Consider the following 26,127-nt stretch of genomic DNA (forward strand, 5'->3'; position numbering starts at 1 on the left):
ACCCCGACGGCGCTCTTCCTGTGGCAACGGGAGGGAAAGCGGGGAGGGACGCAGGGTGCGCGAAGTCACCGACCCACTGCTGAACCTGGTGCGGCGGCACCGGGAGCCCGTGGTCGCCCAGACGGCCCGGTCGACCATCGCCGCCGTGATCAGTTACGCCGTCGCCCTCGAGCTCAGCAGCGAGCCCGCGCCACTGACCGCGCCACTGACCGCGCTGCTGGTCACCCAGGTGACCCTCTACACGACGCTGCGGACAGGTATGCGCCGCGTCAACTCCGTGGTCGCCGGGGTGCTGCTGGCCAGCGGCTTCAGCGCACTGGTAGGGCTGAGCTGGTGGAGCCTGGGGGTGGTCATCCTCATGGCGCTGATCGTCGGCCGCTTCGTGAAGGCCGGCGAGTTCGTCCCCGAGACGGCGATCAGCGCCATGCTGGTGCTGGGCGTGACCCAGAACCAGGTGGCACAGATGGCCTGGGACCGGATTCTGGAGACACTGATCGGCGCGATCGTCGGACTGGGCTTCAACGTGCTGTTCGTCCCACCCGTATGGGTGCAGCCCGCCGGGGAGGCGGTCATCGACCTCGCGGGCCGGATGCGGCGCCTGCTGGTGGGCCTCGGCGAGGACGTGTGCGGCTTCACCCCGGTCAGCCAGGCCGCCGACCGGCTGCACCAGGCACGCCAGCTCGACCACGACATCGTGGAGGTCGACGTCGAGCTGCGGCGCGCCGAGGACAGCCTGCGGCTCAACCCGCGCGTCCGCGAGGGTCTGCTTTCCCGCGTCGTGATGCGCACCGGGCTGGACGCCCTGGAGATCTGCGCCGTCGTGCTGCGTACGACGGCCCGGACGGTGACCGACCTGGCCAAGAAGCGTCTGGACGAGCCGCTGTTCAGCGAGGAGATCGCCACCAGCATGCGGGAGCTGTACGTCCACATGTCCGCCGCGGTCGAGGCGTTCGCCGTGCTGATCACCACGCCGGTCAGCGCCAACGCGGAGGAGGCCGAGGACCGGCTCGTCCAGGAGCTGGAGGCCAGCCGCGCCAGCCGGGACACCGTCGCCTTCCTCCTCCTCGACAAGGTCCGCGAGCATCCCCGGCAGTGGCAGCTGCACGGCGCCCTGCTCGCCGAGGCCGACCGGCTCCTCGACGAGCTGGACGTGGAGAAGCGCTCCGAGCGCCTGTGGGAGGAGCTGGACCGCCAGTCCCGCGAGCAGCGCGAGAAGAACCCCGTCCTCCGCCGCATCCGCCAGTTCCGCAACCGTGAACGCGCCCGCCAACGCGAGCAGGAGGAGGAGCGCGAACTGGAATGGGAGGAGGAACGCTGACTAGGCCCCCGGCACCGTGGCCAGGAACTCCCCCACCCACGCGAGGAGTTCGCGACCCGAGACGGGCTTGGCGCCGATCTTGGTGGGCTTGGGACGGGGGACCAGCACCTGGCGGGTGGCCTGCTTGACGACAGAGCCCGGGTAGAGGCGCTTGAGGCGGAGCTCCTGGGACTCCCGCAGCTCGACGGGGCCGAAGCGGATGTTGTTGCCCTGGAGGGTGATGTCGGTGACCCCCGCGGAGCGGGCCAGCATCCGCAGTCCGGCGACCAGCAGCAGGTTCTCCACCGGCTCGGGCAGCGGTCCGTAGCGGTCGGTCAGCTCCTCCCGTACGGCGGCGATGTCCTCCTCCGTGTTGGCGGAGGCGATCGACCGGTACGCCTGGAGCCGCAGCCGCTCGCCCGGCGCGTAGTCGTGCGGGACGTGCGCGTCGACCGGCAGCTCGATCTTGACCTCCAGCGGCGCCTCCTCCACCGGGCCCGCCTCCCCGGCCTCCAGGGCCGCGCGGTAGTCCGCGACCGCCTCGCCGACCATCCGTACGTACAGGTCGAAGCCGACCCCGGCGATGTGCCCGGACTGCTCGCCGCCGAGCAGGTTGCCCGCGCCGCGGATCTCCAGGTCCTTCATCGCCACATACATACCGGCGCCCATCTCGGTGTGCTGGGCGATGGTGGCCAGCCGCTCGTGCGCGGTCTCCGTCAGCGGCTTCTCCGGCGGGTAGAGGAAGTAGGCGTAACCGCGGTCGCGGCCCCGCCCGACCCGGCCGCGCAGCTGGTGGAGCTGGGACAGCCCGAAGGTGTCGCCACGCTCGACGACAAGGGTGTTGGCGTTGGAGATGTCGATGCCGTTCTCCACGATCGTCGTGGAGACGAGTACGTCGAACTTCTTCTCCCAGAAGTCGACCACCACCTGCTCCAGCGCCTGCTCGCTCATCTGCCCGTGCGCGGTGGCGATCCGGGCCTCCGGAACGATCTGCCGCAGCCGCGCCGCGGCGCGGTCGATGGACTCGACCCGGTTGTGGATGTAGAAGACCTGCCCCTCGCGCAGCAGCTCACGGCGGATCGCCGCGCCGATCTGCTTCTCCTCGAACGGGCCGACGAAGGTGAGCACCGGGTGCCGCTCCTCCGGCGGCGTGGTGATGGTGGACATCTCGCGGATGCCGGTGACGGCCATCTCCAGCGTCCGGGGAATCGGCGTCGCGGACATCGTCAGCACGTCCACGTTGGCGCGCAGCTTCTTCAGCTGCTCCTTGTGCTCGACGCCGAAGCGCTGCTCCTCGTCGACGATGACCAGGCCCAGCTCCTTGAACTTCGTCTCCGAGGAGAAGAGCCGGTGGGTGCCGATGACGATGTCGACGGTGCCGTCCCGCAGCCCGTCCAGCGTGGCCCGCGCCTCGGTGTCGGTCTGGAACCGGGACAGCGCACGGACGTTGACGGGGAACTGGCCGTACCGCTCGGTGAACGTCGAGAAGTGCTGCTGCACCAGCAGCGTCGTCGGCACCAGGACGGCCACCTGCTTGCCGTCCTGCACCGCTTTGAAGGCGGCTCTCACAGCGATCTCAGTTTTGCCGTAGCCGACGTCGCCGCAGATCAGCCGGTCCATCGGGACCGACTTCTCCATGTCCTCCTTGACCTCGCCGATGGTGGTGAGCTGGTCCGGGGTCTCCACGTATGCGAACGCGTCCTCCAGCTCCCGCTGCCATGGGGTGTCCGCGCCGAACGCGTGCCCCGGCGCGGCCATCCGCGCGCTGTAGAGCTTGATCAGGTCGGCGGCGATCTCCTTGACCGCCTTCTTGGCCCGGGCCTTGGTCTTCGTCCAGTCGGCGCCGCCCAGCCGGTGCAGGGTGGGCTGCTCGCCGCCCACGTACTTGGTGATCTGCTCCAGCTGGTCCGTGGGCACGAACAGCCGGTCGCCGGGCTGGCCGCGCTTGGCGGGCGCGTACTCCACCAGCAGATACTCGCGGGTGGCGCCCTGCACCGTGCGCTGCACCATCTCGATGTAGCGGCCCACGCCGTGCTGCTCGTGCACGATGTAGTCGCCCGGCTGAAGCGTGAGCGGGTCGATCTGCTTACGGCGGCGCGCCGGCATCCGGGTGCCGTCCTTGCCCGCCGCCTTCTGGCCCGACAGATCCGTCTCCGTCAGCACCGCCAACTTGAGGCCCGGGGCGACGAAACCGTTGTCGAGGGAGCCGCACGCCACGTGCACCAGTGAGGGGTCCAGCGCCAGCTCAGCTCCCTCCCCCAGACTTCGTCCGGGAGGTGCCCCCAGCCGAGCCGGCACGCCCTCCCCGCCGAGCACCTCGACGGTGCGGGCTGCGGGACCGTGCGCCTCGGTGACGTACACGCACCGCCAGCCCTCCGCGAGCCAGCCCTTGGTGTCGGCGAGCGCGCGGGCCGTGTCACCCCGGTACGACTCGGGGGCGTGCAGGCCGAGCTGGAGGGTGTCCCCGTCGGCCTCGGCCTCGGCGTCCGCGGCGAACTGGCTGACCGTCCACCACATCATGCCGAGCTCGCGGGCGTGCTCGCGGACCTCGGCGATGCCGCGCAGCGAGGCCGCGCCCACGTCGATCGGCGCCTTTCCGCCCTCCCCGTCGCCGCTGCCGGCCACCGCCGCCCACGACGCCTGGAGGAACTCCTGGCTGGTCGCCACCAGGTCGGCGGCGCGGGTACGCACCCGCTCCGGGTCGCACACCACGGTCATGCTGCCCGCCGGCAGCACGTCCAGCAGCAGCTCCATCTCGTCCACCAGCACCGGCGCCAGGGACTCCATGCCCTCCACCGCGATCCCCTCGGCGATCTTGCCGAGCAGTTCGTGCAGCTCCGGGTGGACCTCGGCCAGCTCCGCCGCGCGCCGCCGGACGTCGTCCGTCAGCAGCAGCTCGCGGCACGGCGGCGCCCACAGCCCGTGCTCGGCGATTTCGAGGGACCGCTGGTCGGCGACCTTGAAGTAGCGGACCTCCTCCACCTCGTCGCCCCAGAACTCCACCCGGATCGGGTGCTCCTCGGTGGGCGGGAAGACGTCCAGGATGCCGCCGCGTACCGCGAAGTCGCCGCGCTTCTCCACCAGCTCCACGCGTGCGTACGCGGCAGCCGACAGCGCGTCGACCGTCTCCTCCAGATCTGCGCTCTGCCCCTGCTTGAGCGATACGGGCACCAGTTCGCCCAGCCCTTTGACCTGCGGCTGGAGCACCGAACGGATCGGCGCGACGATGACCGAGACCGGGCCGGTCGCCGGGTCCGACGGGTCCGGGTGCGCCAGCCTGCGCAGTACGGCGAGGCGGCGGCCGACCGTGTCGGACCGCGGACTGAGCCGCTCGTGCGGCAGCGTCTCCCACGACGGGTACTCGACGACGCCCTCCTCCGGGAGGAGCGAGCGCAGTGCGGCCCCCAGGTCCTCCGCCTCCCGGCCGGTCGCCGTCACCGCCAGCACCGGCCGTCCGGCCGAGCGGGCCAGCGCCGCGACGGCGAAGGGGCGGGCCGCCGCCGGGCCGACGATGTCGACGTGGTGCCGATTGCCGTCGGCGGCGGCCTTGACGGCCTCCTCCAGCGCGGGGTCCTTGGTGACGGCATCGAGCAGACCGTGCAGGCTCATGAGGGCTTCGCTTTCGGCTTTCCGTCCGGGGGCGCACGGTTTGTTGCGCGAGGCGCGTGTGCGGGCTCCGTCGTGCTGGGCGCGCACAACGAGAGCCCGGCTCGCAAGCAAACCGGGTTCCTCCCAGGGTACGCCGCACCGGTGACACCCCCGCCCGGCCGCAGGAGGCCCCGACCGGGACGGGCCCTCTCAGTCCGTCGCGGCTGCCGATTGCTGGGCGGGGAGGGCGGTGTCTTCCGGGGTGCGGCCGGTGAGGGCCGCGAGGGAGGAGCGGACATGCGCCATGTGCTGCCGCAACTCCTCGGCCCGCTCGGCGTGCTCCCTCAGCACCCGTTCGGTCTCCCGCTCGATGCCCTCGGCCCGCACCCTGGCCTCCGCCAGGATCTCCGCGCCACGCGCCTCCGCGTCCTCCTGCCGGTGCCGCGCCGCCTCCTCGGCCTCCGCGTGCTCCCGCTTGGCGTCCGCGAGGGCGCGCTGGCCGCGCTCCTCCAGCTCGGCGGCGTACGCCTGGAAGTCGGCCTCGTGCTTGGCCAGCTCCCGGTCGGTGGCATCCGCCTGGGCTGCCTGTTCCTTCTCCTGTTCGGTGAGGAGCGCCGCGCACCTGCGGGACATCTCCCTCAGCGCATCGGACGCCTCCTGGCTGATCTTCTCGGCCTGCGTCCGCGCCTGGGCGCGCAGCTCGTCCGCGCGGTCCTGGGCGGCGTCGAGGGTCCTGGCGGCGGCGGCCTCGGCGTCCGCGCGACGGCGGGCGGCCGCCTCGCGGGCGGCGTCGCGTACGTCGCGCGCCTCTTCCTCGGCGCGCTCGGTCAGCTGTTGTGCCGCTGTCTCGGCCGCTGTCCGTACCTCGGCGGCCTCGGACTCGGCGGTGGCCAGCAGCCCTTGGGCACGCGGGCCGAGCGCTTCGTAGGTCTGCGGGGGCAGCGCGGCGGCCACGCCGCGCAGCCGTTCCGCTTCCTCGGCCAGTTCCTGGGTGTGCTGGGTGAGCTGTGCGGTGCGGTGCCAGGCGGCCTCGCGTTCCGCGTTCAGTTCGGCCACGCGGACGTCGACCTGTTCGGGCCGGTATCCGCGGCCCCGGACGACCGTGAAGCCGTGCGGCGACGACGCACTCATATCGAGCCCCTTATCTCGGCTATCCCGTCACTCTCTGCGATCTCGTCGATCCCCACGATCACGTACGAGACCGGCCCGCCCCAGGATGCGCTATTTCACAGGGGTTGCCGTAATCGGCACATCCTGCCGCAACTGATGAAAAAGAGAACGTGACCCGGATGGCTCCCAAGCGACCACGCTTCCGGCGCCCGGCACGCTGAGCCCGGGGTTCGCCACGGGAACGGTCGTCGTACCCCCGTCGCCCTCCGTCAGCCGCCTGATCTTCCAGCCCATTCGTGTGAGTGACAGCGCTGAGCTCCCCTTGTCGACGGTGACCGCGTCCAGGGCCGAACCGAGGAACGGATAGAACCGGAACGGGTTCCCCACAGTGGCCGGTCCCGTCCCCTCGCTCACGAGTGCGCTCAGCAGCCGGCGCTGCCGTTCGACCCGTCCGAGGTCCCCCTTCGGATCGCTGTAGCGCGCCCGGACGAACGCCAGGGCCTGCTCGCCGTCGAGCCGCTGGCAACCGGCGTGCAGATCGGCGCCCGACTTGCTGTCACGCAGTGGCTTCCCGAGGCAGATCCGTACGCCGTCGAGGGCGTCGACGACGCGGGTGAAGCCGAGGAAGTCGATCTCCGCGTAGTGGTCGAGACGCAGCCCGGTGGCCTGCTCGACGGTGCGGGTGAGCAGTCGGGGGCCGCCGCGCGCATAGGCCGAGTTGATCTTCCCGCGGCCGTGCCCCGGAACGGTGACGTACGAGTCGCGCGGGATGCTCACCAGATACGGGCCCGCCTTGCCGTAGTGCAGCACCATCACCGTGTCGGTGTTGCGCCGGCCGCCCCCGCCGACGTGCAGCTCCTCGCGCTGCCGCGGGCTGAGGTCGGCGCGGGTGTCGGTGCCGATGATCAGCCAGTTGGTGCCCTTGCCCGGAGAGGGTCGGCCCGGATAGCCGGGGAACGCCTCCGTGTGCCGCACCCGGCTCTCCGCCCAGCCGTAGGTGACGGAGAGCCCGACCGCGCAGGCAAGCAGCAGCACCAGGAGCACGAGCAGTGCGACCCGGGGCCACTTGCGCCGCCCCCGCGGGCCACCTGCGCGGTAGAGGGTGCTGCTCTCCCCGTACATGGACCGAGCGTCCCGCAGAGTGCGCCCGTCGGCACGCCGGAACGGTCCGTCCGCCGGAGTCCGCCGACAGCTAGAACAAGCCGTCCCACATCTGTTCGAGGAGCACCGACCACCAGTTCTCGGGCGAGGCCAGAGCGGCGGCGTCCAGCGCGGCGAGCTGGGTCTGGAAGTCGACGGTCCAGCGGCCGGCCTGATCGGGGGTCAGCCCGAACCGCAGCCGCCACATCCGCCCCAGCATGGCCATGCACCGCACGAACTCCGGCAGCCCGGTGTTCACGAACTGCGGCGGTGCGGGCTGCCCACCGGGCCCCGCCTCCAGCGGTACGGCGACGATGTTCGCCGTACCGTACTGCACGCACAGCTGCCGCCCGAAGTCCGTCCCCATCACCAGATAGGACCCCGCGTCGGAAGCGGGCTGTACGCCGCGCTCCTGGGCGAGCTCGGCCAGCGTCGGCACCGGGCGGCCAGGCTGGGCCTGGCCCCAGAAGAACGGCCCCATGTCGATGGGGACGCCCGCCCAGACCAGCGTCTGCGCCACGATGTCCGGCACTCCAGCGCGGGAGACGGCCCGCTGGTCGAAGCGGAAGACGCCTTGCGGGCCGAACGCCTGCATGAGCTCCTGCCCGATGGCGTCGGGCGGGATCGGCGGGGCCGGCGGGATCTGGCCGGGCGGCGGCAGCGGCACCCGGTTGGGCGCGGGCCGCGCGGGCCCGTCGGCAACCTGGTGCAGCTCGCCCTGATGCTCGATCAGATGCCGCATGCCCTGCTGCCGGGAGGTGTGATCGGTGCCGTACGAGGCGGTGTGGCTGACCCGCACCTGCGGCCAGTTCTCGCGGATCATGCGCGCGCAGTAGCCGCCCGGCAGGTCGCACGATTCCAGCTCGGTGTGGAGCTCGACGACCTGCTGCGGGGGCACGTTCATGGCCCGCAGCTCGTGCAGCAGCTGCCACTCCGGGTGCGGGGTGCCCGGCGCCGAGCGGCGGATCAGCTGCTGCTCGGAGCCGTCGGGCGCGCGGTAGCGGAGCACGGCCATATAGCCGGGGCCGACCGTGGGCTGCCCCGGCTGCGGCTGCGGAGCGCCGGGCGGCGGTGCGCCCATGCCGGGCCCCATGGCGGGAGCGGGAGCGCCGGGCGGCGGCATGCCGGGGGCGCCGGGCGGTGGCGTACCGGGAGCGCCGGGTGCACCGGGGGGTACGGGCGCGGTGGGGCCGCCGGGACCGGGGCCGGCGAGCATCGTCGCCGCCTGGTGCACGCCGCCGCCCGTGCCGCCGGGCGGCGGGGTGGCGGACTCGCCGGGGGTGTCCACCTTGGGCTGCTGCCCGCTCTGGTTGATCTGTTCGGCGAGCTCGTCGGCCGAGACCATCTGCGTCGGCACGTAGCCACCGCCGCCCGGGGCGCTCGGAGCACCGGGTGCGGCAGGCGCGGCGGGCGCGGCGGGCGCTCCGGGCGCGGAGGGCGGCGGCGGGGTGCCGTGGCCGCCGGCGCCGGAGCGGGAACCGGGGGCGCCCGGTGTGCCAGGGGCGCCCGGGGCACCGGGCGGCGGCGGTACGGAGGGGCCCGGGCCGCGGGACGCGGGCCGCGCGGGCGCTGCACCGCGCGGGGCACGGCTGGTCGCGGCATCCGAGAGGTCATCGGCGCCGGGCGCGCCCGGCATCTGGAGGCCGCCCTGGGAGGGGTCGGCCAGCATGGTGGCGGCGTGATGCACTCCGCCACCACCCGAACCGTCACCGCCTGAACCGGTGTCGTTGCCAGGCACACCACCTTGGGGCGGCTGCCCCGGAGTCTGCTGGGGCTGCTGGGGCGGCGGCATCTGCGGCGGCTGGGCCTGGTCCGGCGCCTTGGACAGCGACTGTCCGAAGTCGGCGCCCGGACCGGCGTCGATCGCAGGGGCCACAGTCGTCCTGGGCAGCGCGCTGCCCTCCGGCAGCAGTGCCGTACGCGCCTCCGAGCCGGGCGGCGGCGGGGTGTCGTCCTCGTCGCTGCCCATCAACGGCGGCGCGAACACGGTGGCCGGCGGGGCCTGTGCCTCACCGCTTCCGGCACCCCCGGTGTCGGCGCCGTCCCAGGGGCTGGCTCCGGCGGCCTTCCCACCGAGCGAGTCGTCTACGGAGGCGGCGGGAGCGGACGGGCTGTCCGTGCGCCGGTCCGGGATGCCCATCTTGTCGGCCGCCTGCTGGAGCCACTCGGGCGGCGTCAGCAGGAACGAGGTCGCTTCCAGGTCGAGCCGCTGCTGAGGCGGCGGGGGCGTCGCGGCCGGTTCCTCGCCGTACTCCTCCTCGTAGCGGCGGATGACCTCGCCCACCGGCAGCGCGGGCCACAGCGTCGTCTCCCCGCTGTCGCGGGCGATGACCAGCCGGACGTTGCCGCCGTCCGAGGCCGGTCCGCTCTCGCGGTCCTCGGCCCAGGCCACGAAGCCCAGGTCGAACTCGCGTACGCGCACCTCGCGGTGCTGGTATGCGGGTACGTCACCGTTGACCCAGCGCTCGGCGCGCTCCTGGGCCTGCGCCAAGGTCACCATCGCGCTCTCACCTCTCCAACGGGACGGCGCGGGCGAAGCCGCCGTCCACCATCAGGTTCGCCACGGTCTCCAGCTCCGGCGGGTTACCGGCCAGCCGCAGCAGGAACTCGTCGAAGTCCGCGCCGCACGGCCGCAGCAGCCGCTCCACCCGCTCCTGGACCGGTATGCCGTCGGCGTCCCGGGCATCGTCGTACGCGCAGAACCACACCGAGCCGAGCGCGTCGCCCTTCACCTTCACGGCGACCAGCCCGCCCTGCACGAAGCCGACCCCGAGGTAGTCCTTGGTGAGGTGGTCGCGCAGACACTTGTTGATGTAGACGAGGTCGTTGACGGCCGCGTCGTCGCGCACCGTGAAGAACGGCTGGTCCACCAGCAAGCCCAGCTCCGCGTCGAGCGCGACACCCTGCGGGGCGCAGCCGCCGGCGACCTTCAGGAACGTCCGGTAGGCGCCCGGCAGCCGGTAGCCCAGCCGCTCCTCGATGTCCACGATCTGCCGCTCGCTCACCGCCGACTCGGGGCCGTGCGGGACGGCGAAGTGCGCGGGCCGGGTCTCCTGGAGCGGACGCGTACCGGTCTTCTCATGATCCACGGCCGCCGTCGTCAGCCCTCCGTGGTGCCGCAGCAGCGCCTTGACCTCGACCGGGACGAGTTCCATCCGGCGGCTGTGCGGTACGTGGTGCCACGTCCAGCCGTGCGGGGTCGCCACGGGCGGCAGGTCCGCCCACAGCTCGTGCCCCTCGGCGTGCAGCGCGGCGTTGGCCGACACGTAGTCCGTCAGGCGCAGTTCGTCGCCGCCGAAGCCCTCCGGGGGCTCCGCGATCTCCGCAGCCGCACGGGCGTACGCGGAGAAGTCCGGGAACCCGCTGTGGTCGACCCGCACCCCCTGGGGGTAGCGGGCCGCCCTGACGGGATCCGGGAAATTCACAACCTGCCCGGCGTACGCCCGGTTCGGTGGTGCGGCGGCATTCCCCCGGCCCTGGGGGCCGGGAGGTGCCCCCACCCCAAGCCGACCTGTCGTCATGGCGTTGGCTCCCTGCTGCTTCTGGCTGGTACCGAACAGCCTATGCGGTACGGCAGCAGGCAGACACCGCCCCTGGTGGTCGGCCCGTGATCAGCCCGTGATCAGCCTTCCCCGGCGCTCTCCAGCTTCGCCAACTGCTTGTCCACCAGCTGCTTCGGCGACTCGCCCCCCTTGCCCGTCAGCGAGGTCGACATGAAGGTCATGGTGTTGGCACCGGAACGGACAACCGTCACCTGAACCCCATAGGGCTTGTTCTCGGTATTGGTCATGGCGAACCGGACCGAATCGTCTCCCAGTCCCGGCGAGGGCTGCGGCTCGACCATCACCTTCTCCTGCTTCCCGCTGCCGTCCGGCGTATCGACGATCTCCGGGCACTTGTCCGTCGCGGTCTTCAGGTTCCCCAGGAACGTCTCGGCATCGCCCGGCTTGTAGGCGGAGAGCAGGATCTGGTGGATCGTGCTCTGGGTGCTGAACTGGCCCTTGCCGCCCTTGACCAGGCTGGCAGCCACCCAGGCGGTGCGCTTCTGCTCGGAGTCCTTGCTGAAGAGGTCGATCAGCGGGCGGCACTCCTCGCCGGTCTGCGGGGGGTCGTCGTCGAGCGCCGTCTTGCTCTCCTGCGCCCGATAGCCCGGTGCGTCCTTGGCGTTGAGGAGCGCGGAGCGCAACTGCTCCTCGCTGAGCGGCTTCGCGGGGCCCTTGTCGGGCTTGCCGGTCTCGTCGCCCTTGCCGCCGCCCGTGCCGTTGTCCTCGCCGCCCTTTCCGCCGTCTGCTTCACCACCCTTGCCGCTGTCTTCGCTGCCGCCGCTTTTCTTGCCGCTGCTCTTGGCTCCCCCGCCGTCGTCTCCGCCGCTGTCGCAGGCGGCGAGCGGCAGCAGCAGCGCGGGCAGTACGGCGGCAGCCGCGAACGTACGGCGCAGCGCGCGGGAACGCGCACGCCTCGTCGTGCGGGTCATGGCCACACCTCTCAGTTGGGACTGGCCATCATCCGTTGCCCCCTGGGGGGCGACAAGGCACCCTTCACCGCACCATCACCACCGCCACAATTCCATGACATCACCGGCGGAATGATCGACTCGTGCGCCACACTGCATACTTGGGCGAGCCCCGGCGCAGAGGGGACACTTCGGGAGGAAGCTCCATTGCACACGGCACCACAGGCGCATACGCCGCGGCAGCAAGAAGCGCCGCAGTCGCAGCACGGCTCGTACGCCACCTCGTACAGCAGCGGCGACCCGCGCGTCGGCTGGATAGCCGCCGTCGACTCCCTCAGCGCCACCGCACCGGTACTGCTCCAGCGCCGCGACGGCATTCTGCCAGCCGTCGCCGCCGCGCTGTCCATTCGGGGCGAGACCCTCACCTGCACCGGCAGCAAGGGCGAACGTCCGCCCACCCACCACCCCTTGGTGCAGGACTTCCTGGACACCCTCACCACGGAGCGCCGCTCCCGCCAGACGGGCCGCTGTCCCGAGGCCGTACTGCTGTCGCGCTATCTGACCGCCACCGAGGCCGCCCGCGCGGAGAAGCGCAGCGGGCGCGCCAAGAGCGCCAGGAGCGGCCGGGGTGCGGCAGGCAGGGCGTCCCGTTCCGCGAAGGCACCCAAGCCGCTCACGCTCAACGAGGCCAAGCGCGCGCTCAAACACGCCAAGCTCACCGCGCGCCGTATCCGCGAGGACGGCGACCCGCTGCACGGCAGCTACGCGCCGCCATGCCGCTCCTGCGGAGCCCTGCTGGCCCACTTCGGGGTGCGGGCCGTCGACCCGGCACAGGAGAGCGCGCAGTGACAACCCGTTTCCCCGTCGCCGTCGACGACCCGCTGCGCAACGCCGGGTGGAAGCCCGGTCGCTGGGACATCCGGCAGGCCGAGCAGTGGGCCGACGCCCTGCGCGGCCACATCTCGGCCGGCGGCCACCGGCACGCGGTCTTCCCCGCCGCCGTCGAGGTGTGGGCCGAGTTCGGCACCCTGCACATCACCCCCACGGGCCCCGGCCGCCACCTCGCGCCCTCCGCCGTGTACATCGACCCGCTCCCCGGGCTGTACTCGGCACGCACGTTCTCCGACCTGGGCCGCGCGCTCGGCACCCAGGTCTGCCCGATCGGCACCGAGGGCGAGGACGAGGCGCTGCTGGCCATCGACGCCGAGCGCCGCGTCTACAGCATCGATGCGACCGGCGACTGGTATCTGGGCGCCGACTTCGACTCCGCGCTCTCGGCACTGCTGATGGGCCTGGTCCCGGCCAGACTGAGCACCAGCCCGCCGCCGCCCGTCCCCCACCAGGAGAGCACCGGGCCCGAGGGACTCACGGACGCGCATACGGGATGACCGAGGGTGCTCACGAAGGCGTATCAGGCTTACGGGCGCGCGTACGGGATGATCGCCGAGACGCGGAAGCCGCCCGCGTCCGTCGGCCCGGAGACGAAGCCACCGCCCAGCGCCGTCACCCGCTCCCGCATTCCCACCAGGCCGTTGCCGCCGCTGGGCAGGCCCGCGTCGGCCGCGCCGTCGGCAGCCGGGTCGTTCTCGACCTGGAGCGCGACCTCTGCCGCGCGGTGCGCGACCCGGACCCGGGTGGCAGCGCCCGCCGCGTGCTTGTGCACATTGGTCAGCGCCTCCTGCACCACCCGGTAGGCGGTCTGCTGCACGGGCGGCGGGCAGGAGCCGTCGGGGCTCCCCTCGACGCTGAGCTCCACGGTCATCCCCGCGGCACGCGACTGCCCGACCAGTACGTCGAGCTGCGCGAGCGAGGGTGCGCCGGAGGACGCCGCACCGTGGTCGGCGCGGAGCGCGCCGTCCTGCGCTCCCGGGTGCGCTCCCTCTTTCCGGGCGTCCGCAGCACCTGCGCTCACCCGCCCGGCTGCCGCCGAGGCGAACTCGGCCAGCCGCGAGGACGCCTCGGCAGCACCGTCACCGGACTGCCGGAGAGCGGAAGCCTCCGAGGTCCCGGATGCCCCGGAAGCTCCGGTGGCACGGGAAGCCCCAGAAGCGACGGAACCGGCGTAGGCAGTGGAAGCGCCGGAGGAGGCGCCGGAGGCGGAGACATCGGCCGGGGAGGCACCGTCGAGACCGGCCCGCGCCCCGTTCCCGGCCTTCTTCTCAGCCCTCTCCGTCTTCTTCTCCCCCTTCTCCGGTTCGCCGGACCGCAGTACGCCCAGCATGGTGCGCAGTTCGTTGAGGGCCTGGCGGCCCATGTCGCCCACCAGTGCGGCGTTCCTGGCGGCCTTCTCCGGGTCCTTGAGCGCAACCGCCTGGAGCGCCGCCGCGTGCACCACCATCAGGCTCACCCGGTGTGCGACCACGTCGTGCATCTCCCGCGCGATGCGGGTGCGCTCCTCGTTACGCGCCCACTCGGCACGCTCCTCCGCCCGGTCGGCCAGCAGCGACAGCTCGCGCTCCAGACCGTCGGCGCGCTCCCGCAGCGACTCCACGAGCCGCCGCCGCGCCCCCACGTACAGGCCGGCCAGCACGGGCGGGGCCGTCACACCGATCGACATGAGAACCGAGACGAGGGGGACGAACCAGGCCGAGGGGTTGAAGTCGGGGTCCTGTCCGATGCTCTGCTCGAGCCGGAAGGTGGTGATCACCAGCATCCCGATGGCGGCCATGGAGGCCAGCAGGCCGGTGATCCGCCGCGGTACCTCGGTCGCGGCGAGCGTGTAGAGGCCGACGACACTGAGGAAGGTGCCCATTTCGGCCGGTATGACGGCGATGGCGACCAGGACGACGGCTATCGGCCAGCGGCGGCGCAGCACCAGTGTCGCCCCCGCGACAGCACCCAACAGCACCGCGAGCACACCGGGGATCCCCGTTTCCTGGGCGAAGCCCTGCCCCTGGATGGCACACTCCGCGGCGGAGGCCGCGCCCAGGGTGATATCGAGCACCGCACTCCGTGGTCTCTCCCACCACCACGGCCCGCCCCGCGTACGGTTTTCCCCCGTCTCGGTCATACCGACCACCCTACGACCGCAGGCCGCCACCTTGTCCGGCCGATCCCCGGAACATCCCATTCCGCTCGTTCGTCCGTGACCGGACGGTTTCACTGGGCAACTTGGAGGGCGGTGCGACCGGACAACACCCCTGCCTGCTCGCCATTACCGTCGCGTGCGGGCCTGATCGTGCGGCATAGTATGGGGTGCCCGATCAGCCGGAACGGCATATCGGACGTACAGTTAATCCCGGGTCGACTAAGGGCAAGTCAGCGGTTTTTGGTGCCGTCGATGGGGGTTCGAATCCCTCCCCGGGAGCCCTGTCCTCCCTTCACGGGTGATCTCCCCTTCCCTTCACCGCTGCCACGCGTACCCGTCGACGCCGCCGCGCGCCGACCCACCGGTATCCTGCGGGACAGCACCCACCCCCGAAGCCGAAGGGCACACCCGTGAGCGTCACTCGCCCGGCAGCCGTCGTCGTTCTCGCAGCGGGTGAGGGCACCCGCATGAAGTCGGCGACCCCCAAGGTCCTGCACGAGATCTGCGGCCGTTCGCTGCTCGGCCATGTGGTGAGCGCCGCCCAGGCGCTGGACCCCGAGCAGCTGGTCGTGGTCGTCGGGCACGCGAGGGAGAAGGTCACCGCGCATCTGGCGCAGCTGGACACCGGCATCCGGACCGCCGTGCAGCACGAGCAGAACGGCACCGGTCACGCGGTCCGGATGGCCCTGGAAGAGCTGGGCGGGGACGGCCCCGCCGGGACCGTACTGGTGACCTGCGGCGACACCCCGCTGCTGACCGGTGAGACGCTGCAGCAGCTGGCGGACACCCACACCGCGGACGGCAACGCCGTGACCGTGCTGACGGCCGAGGTCCCGGATGCGACCGGTTACGGCCGCATCGTGCGGGAGAGCGGCGGCGGCCCGGTCACCGCGATCGTGGAGCACAAGGACGCGAGCGAGGAGCAGCGCGCGATCCGGGAGATCAACTCGGGAGTGTTCGCGTTCGACGGCCGGCTGCTGGCACAGGCGCTGGGCAAGGTCCGTACGGACAACAGCCAGGGCGAGGAGTACCTCACGGACGTACTCGGCATCCTGCGGGAAGCCGGTCACCGGGTGGGCGCAGCGGTGGCAGGCGACCACCGGGAGATCGCGGGCATCAACAACCGTGTGCAGCTGGCCGAGGCGCGCCGGATGCTGAACGGCCGACTGGTGGAGGACGCCATGCTGGCGGGGGTCACGGTCATCGACCCGGCCACCACCTGGCTGGATGTGAGCGTGACCTACGAGCCGGACGCCCTGGTCCACCCGGGCACCCAGCTGCTCGGCAGCACACATCTGGGCGCGGACAGCGAGGTGGGCCCGAACACCCGGCTGACGGACACCCGGGTGGGCACGGGCGCGACGGTCAGCAACACCGTCGCGCAGGGCGCGGAGATCGGCGAGGACGCCTCCGTCGGCCCGTACACCTATCTGCGTCCGGGCACCCGGCTGGGCCGCAAGGTGAAGGCCGGCAGCTACGTGGAGATGAAGAACGCCGAGATCGGCGAGGGCACGAAGGTGCCGCACCTCTCCTACGTGGGTGACGCGGTGATCGGCGAGCACAGCAACATCGGCGCCGCGAGCGTCTTCGTGAACTACGACGGTGAGAACAAGCACACCACGACCGTCGGCTCGCACTGCCGGATGGGCGCGGACAACATGTATGTGGCTCCTGTCACGGTCGGGGACGGCGCCTACAGCGCTGCCGGGTCCGTGATCACCAAGGATGTGCCGCCCGGCTCGCTGGCCGTGGCGCGCGGCCAGCAGCGCAACATCGAGGGCTGGGTGGCCCGGAAGCGCCCGGGCAGCGCCTCGGCGCAGGCCGCCCAGGAAGCCCAGGAGCGGCACGCGGAAGGTCCCCGGGGGGCGCGGAAGGACTCTGCGGCAGGTGCCCAGGGGGCGGCAGGAGCACACTCCGGAACAGCTTCCGACGGGGCCGAAACCGCCCGTTCCGCCAGGTCCACGTCCGGGCACGTTCCCGCCGAGGAGGGTTAAGACCGGGTATCCGGTTGTAAGACGCTGGGCGTACGGTTATGGGGAGCCTGATTGGCCATGCGGCCGAAAACCGACGCCGCCCCCCGTTGACCGATGCGGCCCCGCAAACCGACGCCGCCCCCCGCTGAGCCGCCGTGCGGCGCACACACAGGGAGACAACAGCAGTGACCGGGATCAAGACGACCGGCGAGAAGAAACTCATGCTCTTCTCCGGCCGCGCCCACCCCGAACTCGCCGAAGAGGTCGCCAAGCAGCTCGGTATCGGCGTGGTCCCGACCAAGGCTTTCGACTTCGCGAACGGTGAGATCTACGTCCGCTTCCAGGAGTCCGCGCGCGGCGCCGACTGCTTCTTGATGCAGAGCCACACGGCCCCCATCAACAAGTGGATCATGGAGCAGCTCATCATGATCGACGCCCTCAAGCGGGCGTCGGCGCGGAGCATCACCGTGATCGTCCCGTTCTACGGCTACGCCCGGCAGGACAAGAAGCACCGCGGGCGCGAGCCGATCTCGGCGCGGCTGATGGCGGACATGTTCCAGTGCGCCGGCGCGGACCGCATCCTCACCGTGGACCTGCACACCGACCAGATCCAGGGCTTCTTCGACGGCCCGGTCGACCACCTGTTCGCGCTGCCGCTGCTGGCGGACTACGTGGCGGCCAAGACCGACCGCGACAAGCTCACCGTCGTCTCGCCCGACGCGGGCCGGGTCCGGGTGGCCGACCGCTGGGCCGACCGGCTCGGCGCCCCGCTGGCCATCGTCCACAAGCGCCGCGACCCGGACGTGGCGAACCAGGTGACCGTCCACGAGGTCGTCGGCGATGTGAAGGGCCGGGTCTGCGTCCTGGTCGACGACATGATCGACACCGGCGGCACCATCTGCGCAGCGGCGGAGGCCCTGTTCGCGAACGGCGCCGAGGACGTCATCGTCACCGCGACGCACGGCGTGCTCTCCGGCCCGGCCGCCGACCGGCTGAAGAACTCCAAGGTCAGCGAGTTCGTCTTCACCAACACGCTGCCCACCCCGGGCGAGCTGGAACTCGACAAGATCACGGTGCTGTCGATGGCACCGACGATCGCCCGCGCGGTGCGCGAGGTGTTCGAGGACGGCTCGGTGACCAGCCTCTTCGACGAGCAGGCGTAGGCCTTGCGGTCCGCCGGGTCCGGCCGACCGCACTGATCGCCGCCCGGTGATCGATTTCCGACCGGCCTCCCTCGCCGCGTAGACTCTGCGAGTCGCTCGGCGAGGGAGGCCGGTCGGTTTGCGTACGCACTTCGGTACGGCGTATCTCCGGCTCGGATGCTCCGTTATCGACGCGCGCTCTTCGTAGCAGGTCCGTCGGGACCGAGTGGCACCGCAGACATCCGTATCACCGTCGCTTACGAGGAGCGCAGCATGGCTGACGTCAACATCAGCGCGACCATCCGCAACGAGTTCGGCAAGGGCTCGGCGCGTCGTCTCCGCCGCGAGGAGAAGGTTCCCGCCGTCATCTACGGTCACGGCGCCGACCCCGTCCACGTGGCCCTGCCCAGCTACGACATGATGATGGCGCTCAAGACCCCGAACGTCCTGATCCACCTGGACGTCGAGGGCAAGAAGGAGCTCGTCATCCCCAAGGCCGTCCAGCGTGAGGCCATCCGCGGCTTCCTGGTCCACATCGACCTGCTGACGGTCAAGCGCGGCGAGAAGGTCCAGGTCGAGGTCCCGATCCACATCGAGGGCGAGCTGGCCCCGGGCCAGAACCTGATCGAGCACGTCTACAACTCGCTGCCGGTCGAGGCCGAGGCCACCCACATCCCCGAGTCGGTGACCGTCTCCGTCGAGGGCCTGAACGCCGGCGACCAGATCCTCGCCAAGGACATCACCCTGCCGAGCGGCACCACGCTCGCCATCGAGGGCGACGAGACCGTCATCCAGATCCTCGCCGCGCAGGCCGAGGAGCCGGCCGCCGAGGCCGAAGAGGCCGCCGAGGGCGAGGCCGCGGCTGCCGAGGCCGCCGAGTAAGACCCTCGCACCCCTGTGTGCACCCCTGTGTTCCGCGAGCGCCGGACGGCCTGCTGACAGAGGTCCGTCCGGCGCTCGCGGACCGGGAACCCCAAGGGGACCGGCGCAGCCGGGCAACATCTGACGACCGGAGGACCACCCATGTCGGCCACCACCCCGTGGCTCATCGCCGGACTCGGCAACCCGGGCCCCGACTACGCCGGCAACCGCCACAATGTGGGCTTCATGGTCGCGGACCTGCTCGCCGGCCGGATGGGCGGCACATTCAAGTCACACAAGGCGGCCCGCGCCCAGGTGCTCGAGGGCCGCATCGGTATCCCCGGCACCACCAGCACCCGCGTGGTGCTCGCCAAGCCGATGTCGTACATGAATGTCTCCGGCGGCCCCGTCAAAGCACTGCTCGACTTCTACGGCATCGGGACCGACCGCCTGGTCGTCGTCCACGACGAGCTCGACATCGACTACGGCACCCTCCGCCTCAAGTTCGGCGGCGGCGACAACGGCCACAACGGCCTGAAGTCCCTCACCAAGGTCCTCGGCCGCGACTACCACCGCGTCCGCTTCGGCGTCGGCCGGCCCCCCGGCCGTATGCAGGTCGCCGACTATGTGCTCAAGGACTTCTCCTCCGCGGAGCGCAAGGAACTTGCCTACTTCGTCGACCGCACGGCCGACGCCTGCGAGTCCCTGATCACCGACGGCCTGGAGAGGGCTCAGAGCACATACAACAGCTGACGCCCGGTTGTTGTTTCAGTCGCGGTTGATGGACTGAATCTCCCGCACAGTGACGGCCACTTCCTCGACGGACTCCCCCTGAGGCATCCCATGGCGCGGGGTTCCGTCCGGACTGTCCCCCTCCGCCCAGGAGACGCGCCACATCAGATACGCCTTGAGCGTGCGGGGCGCTCCCTTTGCGGTGGCGCGGCGGTAAGTGATGTTGCAGTCGGCGTTCTTGGTGTTCACCGCATAGCCGCCGTCGCTGCCCTTGCCCAGGTCGTACGTGCACGAGGCGGGGTCCGCGTCGCGCGCACCCGCCTCCAGCCGCAGCCGGTCGGGTTCCGCGACCGTGGTCGCGGCCAGACCCAGCCCCGCCTCCTGGATGCGGGCAGTCACCCACACGCGGCTCAGTTTCTTGGAAAAGCGGGCATGGGTGTCGAGGTTCACCACCTGATTCCCGGGCTTCGGGGAAAGGGTGAGCGGGGGCGCGGGCAGCGTGGTCTTCTTGTAGGCGAGCCCCGCAAGGATTTCCGGATCGAGGACCGGTGCGTTCGGCGGCGCCGGGTCGTCGGGCCCGATGAAGACGAAGCCGTTCTGGTCCAGACACTCCTTGGGGGTGCCACCGGTTGTGTCGGTGTCGTACCGCATGACGTACCACTCGCCTTTGTCCCCGATGTGCATATCGGGGTACTTCTCCCGCACCCCACCTTTCCCGTTCCTCGCTTCCCCATGCCGGACATCCACCTGCGTCGCGTACGCGGAGAACTCCTCGGGCGAGTACCGAGGCTCGTACCAGCACGCGGGCGGCTCCCATTCCACGCCTTGGCCGGGGGCCATGGGAGTTCCGCCGGATTCCGGGACGTTATGGAGGGAGAACTGGACGCGGGAGGTGATGTCGTTGGGGTTGCTGTTTTGTGGGGCCGGCGATTGATCTGCGTCATCTCCTCTGCTTCCGCCGCCTCCCGCTAAGGCAGCAGGCGTTGCGGCGAATAACGTCGCGCTGGCCAGCGCTACCGCCGCTGTCAGCTTGCGACTCAGCGCGCGCATTTCTCATCACTTCCCTTGGACGTCATGTGGATGACCACCCAGGTGTTGCCGCGCTTTTCGAGAATGTCCTTGGCGCTGGTGAAATCGCTCAGGCTCGGCTTGGTCCGAACAACTTTCCCTGTCTTCACCATCTTGGCGAACGCGTCGCGCTGGCTCTCGCAGAACGTGACGGCCGCAGCACTCTTTCCGACGGTCACTTTGCGGTCGTAGTATCGGTACGTGCCCGTGCCCACCTTTCCCTCCGCTCGATAACTCTTGACGTTGGCACGGAGTCGCGCGCCAGCGGAGTCCTGGTAGTAACGGCCGATTACCGACCAGTCAGGCTTGTCTGCCGAGTACGCAGAGCCCATTGCTTTGACAGCGTTCTCGTGGGCACGCAGAACCTCGTCCTTCTTCGGATCACCGGTCATGTCGTCGTCATCGAAAACAGTGTGGACGCCATTGGGAAGGTCGAACTTCGGAGCGTCCGAATCCTCCGACGCACTCGAACTCGGCGACGCCGAGGCCGACTTCTTACCGTCCTTCGCCCCCTCGATGTCGTCGCCCTTGCCGGAGCCGTCACCACCACCGCAGGCACTCAGCAACACGAGACCGGATACCGCCACCGTCGTCATCACCACTCGGCTAACCGAAATCACTGGCTACCTTCCCCTCTCTTTATTTTGACCGGCCCCTTAGGAAGCTCATCGGCGCCCTTGCACTTGTAGATCTTCTGGGTGAGGGTGCGGGCTGCGTAGCCGGTGAGGTCTGCAAGTTTCGACGCCGCGTTCTAACGTTTCGCGGCTCCCACCTTGTCTTCGGCAGCCCGATTCCGTCGGCTCGACCCCTTTCACTGCCGCGTCCGAAACACTGTTGTCTCCAGGCGGGTTGCATCGAGTTGCGAAGAACTTCCGCCGAAACCGCGTGGAAGGAATGCGTAATAGAGGCATAACCGTCCGGGCCCTGAGAAGCCGTCCACAGGAAGCGGTTGAGCTCATCACGTATGTAATCGGCAGCCATACTCCCCGTATGGGGCTGGAGTGGTTCCAAGGCCCTCCATGCTCCACCAGCGGAGCATTTTCCTTACTCCCGAGCCGTTCAACGACACGCCGGAACAAGTCCGCCTGGTCCTGCGTGGGTCTCAGCGGTGGGCCCTCGGCACCCGGTGGGCGTCCTGTCGTGGCGGCTTCGAGGGCGCCGCCCCTCTCCCATGTCGCGTTCCGCGCCTTCCGGCTCATATCGTTCTCGGCTTCGGAAGCCCGCGTCTTCAGTTCGCTCTGGATCTGTTTCCAGCCCGCCACGGCTGATCCGAAGCTGGATAAGTCCACCGACACCAGGTCGCTGTATGTGATCCGGGACTCCTTCATCCCCCGCCGATCCCCCTCGCATGGCGATGGCTCAGTGCTCAGTGCAGCAGTTTGGAAATCGTGTCCGAGATCGTCTCGCTCGACGAGCAGCCATCCGGATCCGTCCGTACGGCTACCGCCTGCTGGTCCGGTGTCGGGCGTGGTGGCCTGATCGAGTCGCATGGCAGTCGATTCCGTCCCACCCGCGTCGCTCTTGAGGTTGTTCCACTCCTGCTCGAAGGACATTCCGTCCACCGCTCCATCCGATCCCGGGCTGTCACCCACGGGGCGTGTCTCTACTGTTACGTACAGGCACTCTCGGGGAGAGTAGTGGCCTTGTCACTCTCTGGGGAGAGGATTACGGCACTCCGGGTACGGAGTTACGGGGCACAGGTCAGAGGTCGGCCAGCAGGAGCCGGTAGCCGACGTCGATGGTTTCGTGGGTGAGCAGCTCGGCGTAGCGGGTGTGCCAGCGGCCGGTCGTGAGGTCGTCGGCGAGGCGGGCCAGGCCAGGGGCGACGGCGTCTTCTCCGGTCTGGGCGAGCATGGAGATCCCCGCGCGCACCTGCGGGTCGAGGTAGGCGTGCGGACGGCGCCAGAATGCGGCGCCGAACCCGTCCGCGCAGTCATGGGGGACCTGGACCGGCTCCTCGCGCACCCCGCCGAGCAGACCGGCCAGTCGGTCGGTCGGCACGGTGCGGGTGTCGTCGAAGGCGGCAGCCTCCGGGAGGTAGTCCCGCACCAGCCAGAACCGTTCGCGGAAGATGCGCTGGTCCCACGTCAGGATGACGATGCGGCGGCGGGCGACCCGGCGCAGCTCGCTGATTCCGGCTGCCAGGTCGGCCCAGTGGTGGACGGTCAGCAGCGCCATGACGGCGTCGGCGGCGTTGTCGCGCAGCGGTAGGTGCTCGGCGACCGCCTGCACGGCGGGCGCGGATTCCGGCGGGCGCTGGGCGAGCATGACCTGGCTGGGTTCGACCGCGAGGACCGTCTGCGGCGGTTCGTACGAGCCGCTCCCCGCTCCGACGTTGACCACGTCGGAGGCGTTTCCGAGTGCGGCGTGGATCTGCGCGGCGATCCGCGGATCGGGTTGCCGTGTCCGGGCATAGGTCGCGCCCAGCGAGTCGTAGGTGGCCATGCCGGTCAGTATGCGAAAGGGCGTGCCCGCCGGGGGGATTTCCGCGTATCTCAGCGGCTGCCACCATCCCTGTCGGCCCGCAGCAACTCCTCGATGGCAGCCAGTCGTTGCGCGAGGTCATCGATGTCGGCGCGGGTGGCCTGGAGGGCTTTCGGCTGGAGTACGACGAGCAGCCGGCCGTCCGGTTCCAGGCTGCCGCGCTCGACGCGATCGATGCCGCTGCCCGTCTGCAGTCGTACTGCCATCTCGACCTCCCCGGAGCGCAGTCCGAGGTGCCGCACCGCCCGCCGCACGATCCTGCCGTTGTCGATGACTGTCGTCGGCCTTCCCTCCAGCAGCCGGGCGGCGTTCCCCTCGACTGCCAGCACCCGGTTGACCAGCGCGTTGACCGCCACGAGCGTGGCGGCGCCCACGATGCCGCCGAGCAGGCTGTCGTCGTTGCCGATGATGGCGTTCTGCACGACGTTGGACAGCAGGAAGATCACGACGAAGTCGAACGTGTTCATCGACGCCAGCCCCCGCTTACCGGCCAGCCGGAACAGCACGACGATGACGGCGTACACCAGAACGGTCCGCAGGATCTTTTCGACGACCGGGATCTGGATCGTCAGCATGTCGTGCCACATCTGCCTTGGCCTCCCTCTCGGTTCCGAACAGCCCAACAGTGGAGTTGAGGCCGCCCGGAGCGCGCCGCAACGCGCGGAGGGAGCAGGAAATGCCGCAGCCCCGCCACTGCGGTGAGGCGGGGCTGCGGGCTGCGGACTGGGGGCTGCGGGCTGCGGGCTGCGGGCTGCGGGCCGCCGAAGCTGCCGAGCTGTCACATGGGCTCAGGCGTCCGGGGCCCGGGGGCCGGCGGCGCGGATGTGCCCGGGCCGCGTCGGAGCGGGGGCGGCAGCCGCCAGGCACGCTCGCCGAGCAGGGACATCACGGCCGGCAGCAGCACACCGCGCACGACGGTCGCGTCGATGAGGATGGCCGATGCCATACCGAGGCCCAGCATCTTGTACTCGATGGCGGACAGGGTGAGGAAGACCGAGAAGACGCCGATCATGATGAGCGCCGCACCGCTGACGACGCCGGCGCTGGCGGCGATTCCGCCGACGACCGCCTCGCGCGGCCCCGCACCCGCGAGCCACCGCTCCCTGATCCGGCTGAGGATGAAGATGTGGTAGTCCATGCTCAGGCCGAACAGAATGATGAACATGAACAACGGGAGCCAACTGACCACGCCGCCGTAGGAGTTGAATCCCAGGAGTGCTTCCAGGTTGCCGTCCTGGAAGACCCAGGCCAGCACACCGTACGCGGCGCCGATGGACAGCAGATTGAGCAGGATCGACGCCAGCGGGATGGTCCACGACCGGAACACCACCATGAGCAGGAGAAACGCGAGTCCGAGTATGAAGGCGAAGACGACCGGGGTCCGGCTGTTCACCCGCTCCGCGAAGTCGTGCGGCATGGCCGTCTTGCCCGCGACTGCGTACTCGACACCCTCCACCGTGCCGAAGGCGGCCGGAAGCGCCTGATCGCGCAGGGCCGTCAGGGCGCGGTCCGCGGCAGGATCGGTGACGGCGCCCGCGAGCGGTACCCGTACCACCATGGCGTCGCCGACCGGCACGGCCGTGATCGGCTCCCGCAGCGCGCCGCCGCTGTCGGCTGCCTGCTCGTGCAGCTCGGCGATCGACTCCCGTATCCGGGGGGTGTCGGCCGACGCGCCGTCCGTACGGTCGATGACCACCCGGGCTGCGGTGGCCGACCCCGGAAATTGCTCCTGCATGTCGGTCGCCGCGTCCACCGCCGCCGAGGCGCCGGGGGGCAGGCTGGCCGTGACGGCGGCGTCCTGGAGCCGGATACCGAGCGCGGGCAGCGCCATGACCAGCAGGGCCACGGCCGCTGATGTTCCGGCAATCAAGGGCCGCCGTACGACCGAGCCCGCCACCCGCCCCCAGAAGTGCGACTCCTGTGCCGCGATCCTGCGCCGGCCCAGCCAGGGAATACGGGCTTTGTCGACCCGGTCGCCGAGTGCGGCGAGCAGCGCGGGCAACACCGTCACCGAGCCGAGCACCGCCAGGCCGACCACCAGGACCGTTCCGGCGGTCAGGCCCTTGAAGACATCCACACCGGTGAACAGCAGCCCGACCATGCAGACCATCACGGTCAAGCCCGAGGCCACGACGGCATGGCCCGAGGTGCGTGCCGTGATCCGCAGCGCTTCGCGTACCGAGTGTCCGGCTGCCCGTTCCTCGCGTACCCGGCGCAGCGAGAACAGCGAGTAGTCGATGCCTACCGCCATGCCGATCAGCAGCACGATGGAGGAGGCGGCACTGTTGAACGGCACCCAGTGACTGACCAGTTGCAGCAGCCCGAACGCGGCCGCGACAGTCGTCGCCGACAGGAGCAGAGGTATCCCCGCAGCGATCAGCGAACCGAAGACGGCCAGCAGAACGAGGAGCGTGAGCGGCAGGGAGGTCGTCTCCGCACGCCTGAAGTCGTCCTTGATCCCCTCGTTGACCGCCTCGGAGAGACTACGGTCGCCCGCCTGGGCGAGCCGTACGCCCGGGTGGCGCTCCCGTACCTGCTTCACGGCCTCGACGGCAGCCGCGTAGTGCTTCTCGAACCGGTCGTCAGGTCCGGCCACTTCGAAGGTCACCAGCCCGGAGCTGCCGTCCCTCGATATCCAGCGCCGGCCCTGCCCCTCCAGCGGGGAGCCGAGGTCACGTACCGCGCCCGGCTCCCGACGCAGCTCGGCCACCAGGTCCTCGGTGGCCGCACGCAGTTCGGGATCGGCTGCGAACTGCCGGTCGCCATCGGCAGCACGGGACTGGATCAGCACGTTCTCCCGGATCGAGTCACCGCTGCGCTGGGCTTCCACCAGCTGCTGGGCGCGACCGGCCTCCCCCGGATCGACCGCGCGGGCCGCGTCACCCGTCACCGGCATGCTGGACAGTACGGCGAGCACGACCAGCACCAGCCACCCGCTGATCGCCAGGGCGCGGTGCCGCGCCGACCACACCGCCACCGCCTCGATCACTCCCCGGCGCTCCGGCGTGACCGTCCCCTCCCCAGACCCGGGCGGCAGGCGCCCGCCGTCCGCGTCGTCCGCAGGGTCCGCGCTGCCGTCCGCAGTGCTGGTACTGCCCGCGGCAGTGCTGTCGGGTGGGCTGTGGACAGACTTGCTTTTGGGCAGCATGAGCTGCTCTCCTCTTTCTCGGTGGAGTGTTCCTGCGCAAACTCGCCCGCGGCGAGGTGGTTCGGCTCCGCGTTGCCCGGGCCGTCGAGTTGCAGCTCGACGG

18 protein-coding genes, 1 tRNA gene and 1 pseudogene are annotated in these 26,127 nt (G+C 70.6%); 8 read left to right on the forward strand and 12 right to left on the reverse strand.

The window, feature by feature from the left end; genetic code table 11:
* Positions 1-55: 55 nt before the first annotated feature.
* Positions 56-1,318 carry an FUSC family protein gene (locus ACTWQF_RS21985; RefSeq protein ID WP_443281325.1) on the forward strand — a complete coding sequence of 421 codons (1,263 nt, stop codon included), beginning with the start codon at positions 56-58 and terminating at the stop codon, positions 1,316-1,318.
* On the opposite strand, the gene mfd is transcribed toward ACTWQF_RS21985, so the two are convergent.
* The 6 genes from mfd to ACTWQF_RS22015 all read right to left on the reverse strand — a co-directional run bounded on the left by mfd (position 1,319) and on the right by ACTWQF_RS22015 (position 11,609).
* Positions 1,319-4,906: a transcription-repair coupling factor gene (gene mfd, locus ACTWQF_RS21990; RefSeq protein WP_443281326.1), complete on the reverse strand. Its 3,588-nt coding sequence runs from the start codon at positions 4,904-4,906 to the stop codon at positions 1,319-1,321. It abuts the gene before it with no gap.
* A 189-nt stretch (positions 4,907-5,095) separates the two neighbouring features.
* The gene (locus ACTWQF_RS21995) at positions 5,096-6,016 is read right to left on the reverse strand and encodes a cellulose-binding protein (RefSeq protein WP_443281327.1); all 921 of its coding nucleotides are present in this window, start codon (positions 6,014-6,016) and stop codon (positions 5,096-5,098) included.
* Positions 6,017-6,106: 90 nt separating this feature from the next.
* Positions 6,107-7,117 carry an LCP family protein gene (locus ACTWQF_RS22000; protein ID WP_443281328.1) on the reverse strand — a complete coding sequence of 337 codons (1,011 nt, stop codon included), beginning with the start codon at positions 7,115-7,117 and terminating at the stop codon, positions 6,107-6,109.
* A gap of 70 nt (positions 7,118-7,187) precedes the next feature.
* Complete coding sequence (locus ACTWQF_RS22005; RefSeq protein ID WP_443281329.1) at positions 7,188-9,635, reverse strand: SUKH-4 family immunity protein; 2,448 nt, start codon at positions 9,633-9,635, stop codon at positions 7,188-7,190.
* 7 nt (positions 9,636-9,642) lie between these two features.
* Positions 9,643-10,656, reverse strand: a complete 1,014-nt coding sequence (locus tag ACTWQF_RS22010; protein ID WP_443281330.1) for an SMI1/KNR4 family protein — start codon at positions 10,654-10,656, stop codon at positions 9,643-9,645.
* A 101-nt stretch (positions 10,657-10,757) separates the two neighbouring features.
* Positions 10,758-11,609 (reverse strand): hypothetical protein, encoded by an 852-nt coding sequence (locus tag ACTWQF_RS22015; RefSeq protein ID WP_443281331.1) that lies wholly within the window; start codon positions 11,607-11,609, stop codon positions 10,758-10,760.
* Between the two features lie 186 nt (positions 11,610-11,795).
* On the opposite strand from ACTWQF_RS22015, the gene ACTWQF_RS22020 reads away from it, so the two are divergent.
* Entirely contained in the window at positions 11,796-12,437 is a 642-nt protein-coding gene (locus ACTWQF_RS22020; protein WP_443281332.1) for a YwqJ-related putative deaminase, read from the forward strand.
* Positions 12,434-12,976: an SUKH-3 domain-containing protein gene (locus ACTWQF_RS22025; RefSeq protein WP_443281333.1), complete on the forward strand. Its 543-nt coding sequence runs from the start codon at positions 12,434-12,436 to the stop codon at positions 12,974-12,976. The genes ACTWQF_RS22020 and ACTWQF_RS22025 overlap by 4 nt, the downstream gene beginning before the upstream one ends.
* A 29-nt stretch (positions 12,977-13,005) precedes the next feature.
* Here the strand turns inward: ACTWQF_RS22025 and ACTWQF_RS22030 are convergent, their stop codons facing one another.
* Entirely contained in the window at positions 13,006-14,598 is a 1,593-nt protein-coding gene (locus ACTWQF_RS22030) for a sensor histidine kinase (RefSeq protein ID WP_443281334.1), read from the reverse strand.
* A gap of 226 nt (positions 14,599-14,824) precedes the next feature.
* On the opposite strand from ACTWQF_RS22030, the gene ACTWQF_RS22035 reads away from it, so the two are divergent.
* The 5 genes and pseudogenes from ACTWQF_RS22035 (at position 14,825) to pth (ending at position 19,345) form a co-directional block, all read left to right on the forward strand.
* A tRNA-Gln gene (locus ACTWQF_RS22035) sits at positions 14,825-14,895 on the forward strand.
* Positions 14,896-15,026: 131 nt separating this feature from the next.
* A pseudogene (glmU, locus tag ACTWQF_RS22040) lies at positions 15,027-16,472 on the forward strand (bifunctional UDP-N-acetylglucosamine diphosphorylase/glucosamine-1-phosphate N-acetyltransferase GlmU); the annotation flags it as partial.
* A 302-nt stretch (positions 16,473-16,774) separates the two neighbouring features.
* Positions 16,775-17,752 carry a ribose-phosphate diphosphokinase gene (locus ACTWQF_RS22045; RefSeq protein WP_209267267.1) on the forward strand — a complete coding sequence of 326 codons (978 nt, stop codon included), beginning with the start codon at positions 16,775-16,777 and terminating at the stop codon, positions 17,750-17,752.
* Positions 17,753-18,004: 252 nt separating this feature from the next.
* Complete coding sequence (locus tag ACTWQF_RS22050) at positions 18,005-18,613, forward strand: 50S ribosomal protein L25/general stress protein Ctc (protein WP_443281335.1); 609 nt, start codon at positions 18,005-18,007, stop codon at positions 18,611-18,613.
* Positions 18,614-18,754: 141 nt separating this feature from the next.
* Positions 18,755-19,345 (forward strand): aminoacyl-tRNA hydrolase, encoded by a 591-nt coding sequence (gene pth / locus ACTWQF_RS22055; protein ID WP_443281336.1) that lies wholly within the window; start codon positions 18,755-18,757, stop codon positions 19,343-19,345.
* 15 nt (positions 19,346-19,360) lie between these two features.
* Here pth and ACTWQF_RS22060 read toward each other — a convergent pair whose 3' ends face one another.
* The 5 genes from ACTWQF_RS22060 to ACTWQF_RS22080 all read right to left on the reverse strand — a co-directional run bounded on the left by ACTWQF_RS22060 (position 19,361) and on the right by ACTWQF_RS22080 (position 26,024).
* Positions 19,361-20,164, reverse strand: a complete 804-nt coding sequence (locus ACTWQF_RS22060) for a hypothetical protein (RefSeq protein ID WP_443281337.1) — start codon at positions 20,162-20,164, stop codon at positions 19,361-19,363.
* Positions 20,165-20,361: 197 nt separating this feature from the next.
* Positions 20,362-20,994 (reverse strand): hypothetical protein, encoded by a 633-nt coding sequence (locus ACTWQF_RS22065; protein WP_443281338.1) that lies wholly within the window; start codon positions 20,992-20,994, stop codon positions 20,362-20,364.
* Between the two features lie 1,099 nt (positions 20,995-22,093).
* The gene (locus ACTWQF_RS22070; protein ID WP_443281339.1) at positions 22,094-22,837 is read right to left on the reverse strand and encodes a methyltransferase domain-containing protein; all 744 of its coding nucleotides are present in this window, start codon (positions 22,835-22,837) and stop codon (positions 22,094-22,096) included.
* A gap of 50 nt (positions 22,838-22,887) precedes the next feature.
* Positions 22,888-23,463, reverse strand: coding sequence for a DUF421 domain-containing protein (locus tag ACTWQF_RS22075; RefSeq protein WP_443281340.1), 576 nt, complete (start codon positions 23,461-23,463; stop codon positions 22,888-22,890).
* Positions 23,464-23,654: 191 nt separating this feature from the next.
* Positions 23,655-26,024: an MMPL family transporter gene (locus ACTWQF_RS22080; RefSeq protein ID WP_443281341.1), complete on the reverse strand. Its 2,370-nt coding sequence runs from the start codon at positions 26,022-26,024 to the stop codon at positions 23,655-23,657.
* Positions 26,025-26,127: the final 103 nt, after the last annotated feature.

The sequence above is a fragment of the Streptomyces sp. 8N114 genome (assembly GCF_052245835.1).
GTDB lineage: Bacteria > Actinomycetota > Actinomycetes > Streptomycetales > Streptomycetaceae > Streptomyces.

Coding starts and splice junctions, on each gene's coding strand:
- mfd (WP_443281326.1), bottom strand. CDS start 4,906: ATGAGCCTGCACGGTCTGCTCGATGCCGTCACCAAGGACCCCGCGCTG.
- ACTWQF_RS21995 (WP_443281327.1), bottom strand. CDS start 6,016: ATGAGTGCGTCGTCGCCGCACGGCTTCACGGTCGTCCGGGGCCGCGGA.
- ACTWQF_RS22000 (WP_443281328.1), bottom strand. CDS start 7,117: ATGTACGGGGAGAGCAGCACCCTCTACCGCGCAGGTGGCCCGCGGGGG.
- ACTWQF_RS22005 (WP_443281329.1), bottom strand. CDS start 9,635: ATGGTGACCTTGGCGCAGGCCCAGGAGCGCGCCGAGCGCTGGGTCAAC.
- ACTWQF_RS22010 (WP_443281330.1), bottom strand. CDS start 10,656: ATGACGACAGGTCGGCTTGGGGTGGGGGCACCTCCCGGCCCCCAGGGC.
- ACTWQF_RS22015 (WP_443281331.1), bottom strand. CDS start 11,609: ATGACCCGCACGACGAGGCGTGCGCGTTCCCGCGCGCTGCGCCGTACG.
- ACTWQF_RS22030 (WP_443281334.1), bottom strand. CDS start 14,598: ATGACCGAGACGGGGGAAAACCGTACGCGGGGCGGGCCGTGGTGGTGG.
- ACTWQF_RS22050 (WP_443281335.1), top strand. CDS start 18,005: ATGGCTGACGTCAACATCAGCGCGACCATCCGCAACGAGTTCGGCAAG.
- pth (WP_443281336.1), top strand. CDS start 18,755: ATGTCGGCCACCACCCCGTGGCTCATCGCCGGACTCGGCAACCCGGGC.
- ACTWQF_RS22060 (WP_443281337.1), bottom strand. CDS start 20,164: ATGGCCCCCGGCCAAGGCGTGGAATGGGAGCCGCCCGCGTGCTGGTAC.
- ACTWQF_RS22070 (WP_443281339.1), bottom strand. CDS start 22,837: ATGGCCACCTACGACTCGCTGGGCGCGACCTATGCCCGGACACGGCAA.
- ACTWQF_RS22075 (WP_443281340.1), bottom strand. CDS start 23,463: ATGTGGCACGACATGCTGACGATCCAGATCCCGGTCGTCGAAAAGATC.
- ACTWQF_RS22080 (WP_443281341.1), bottom strand. CDS start 26,024: ATGCTGCCCAAAAGCAAGTCTGTCCACAGCCCACCCGACAGCACTGCC.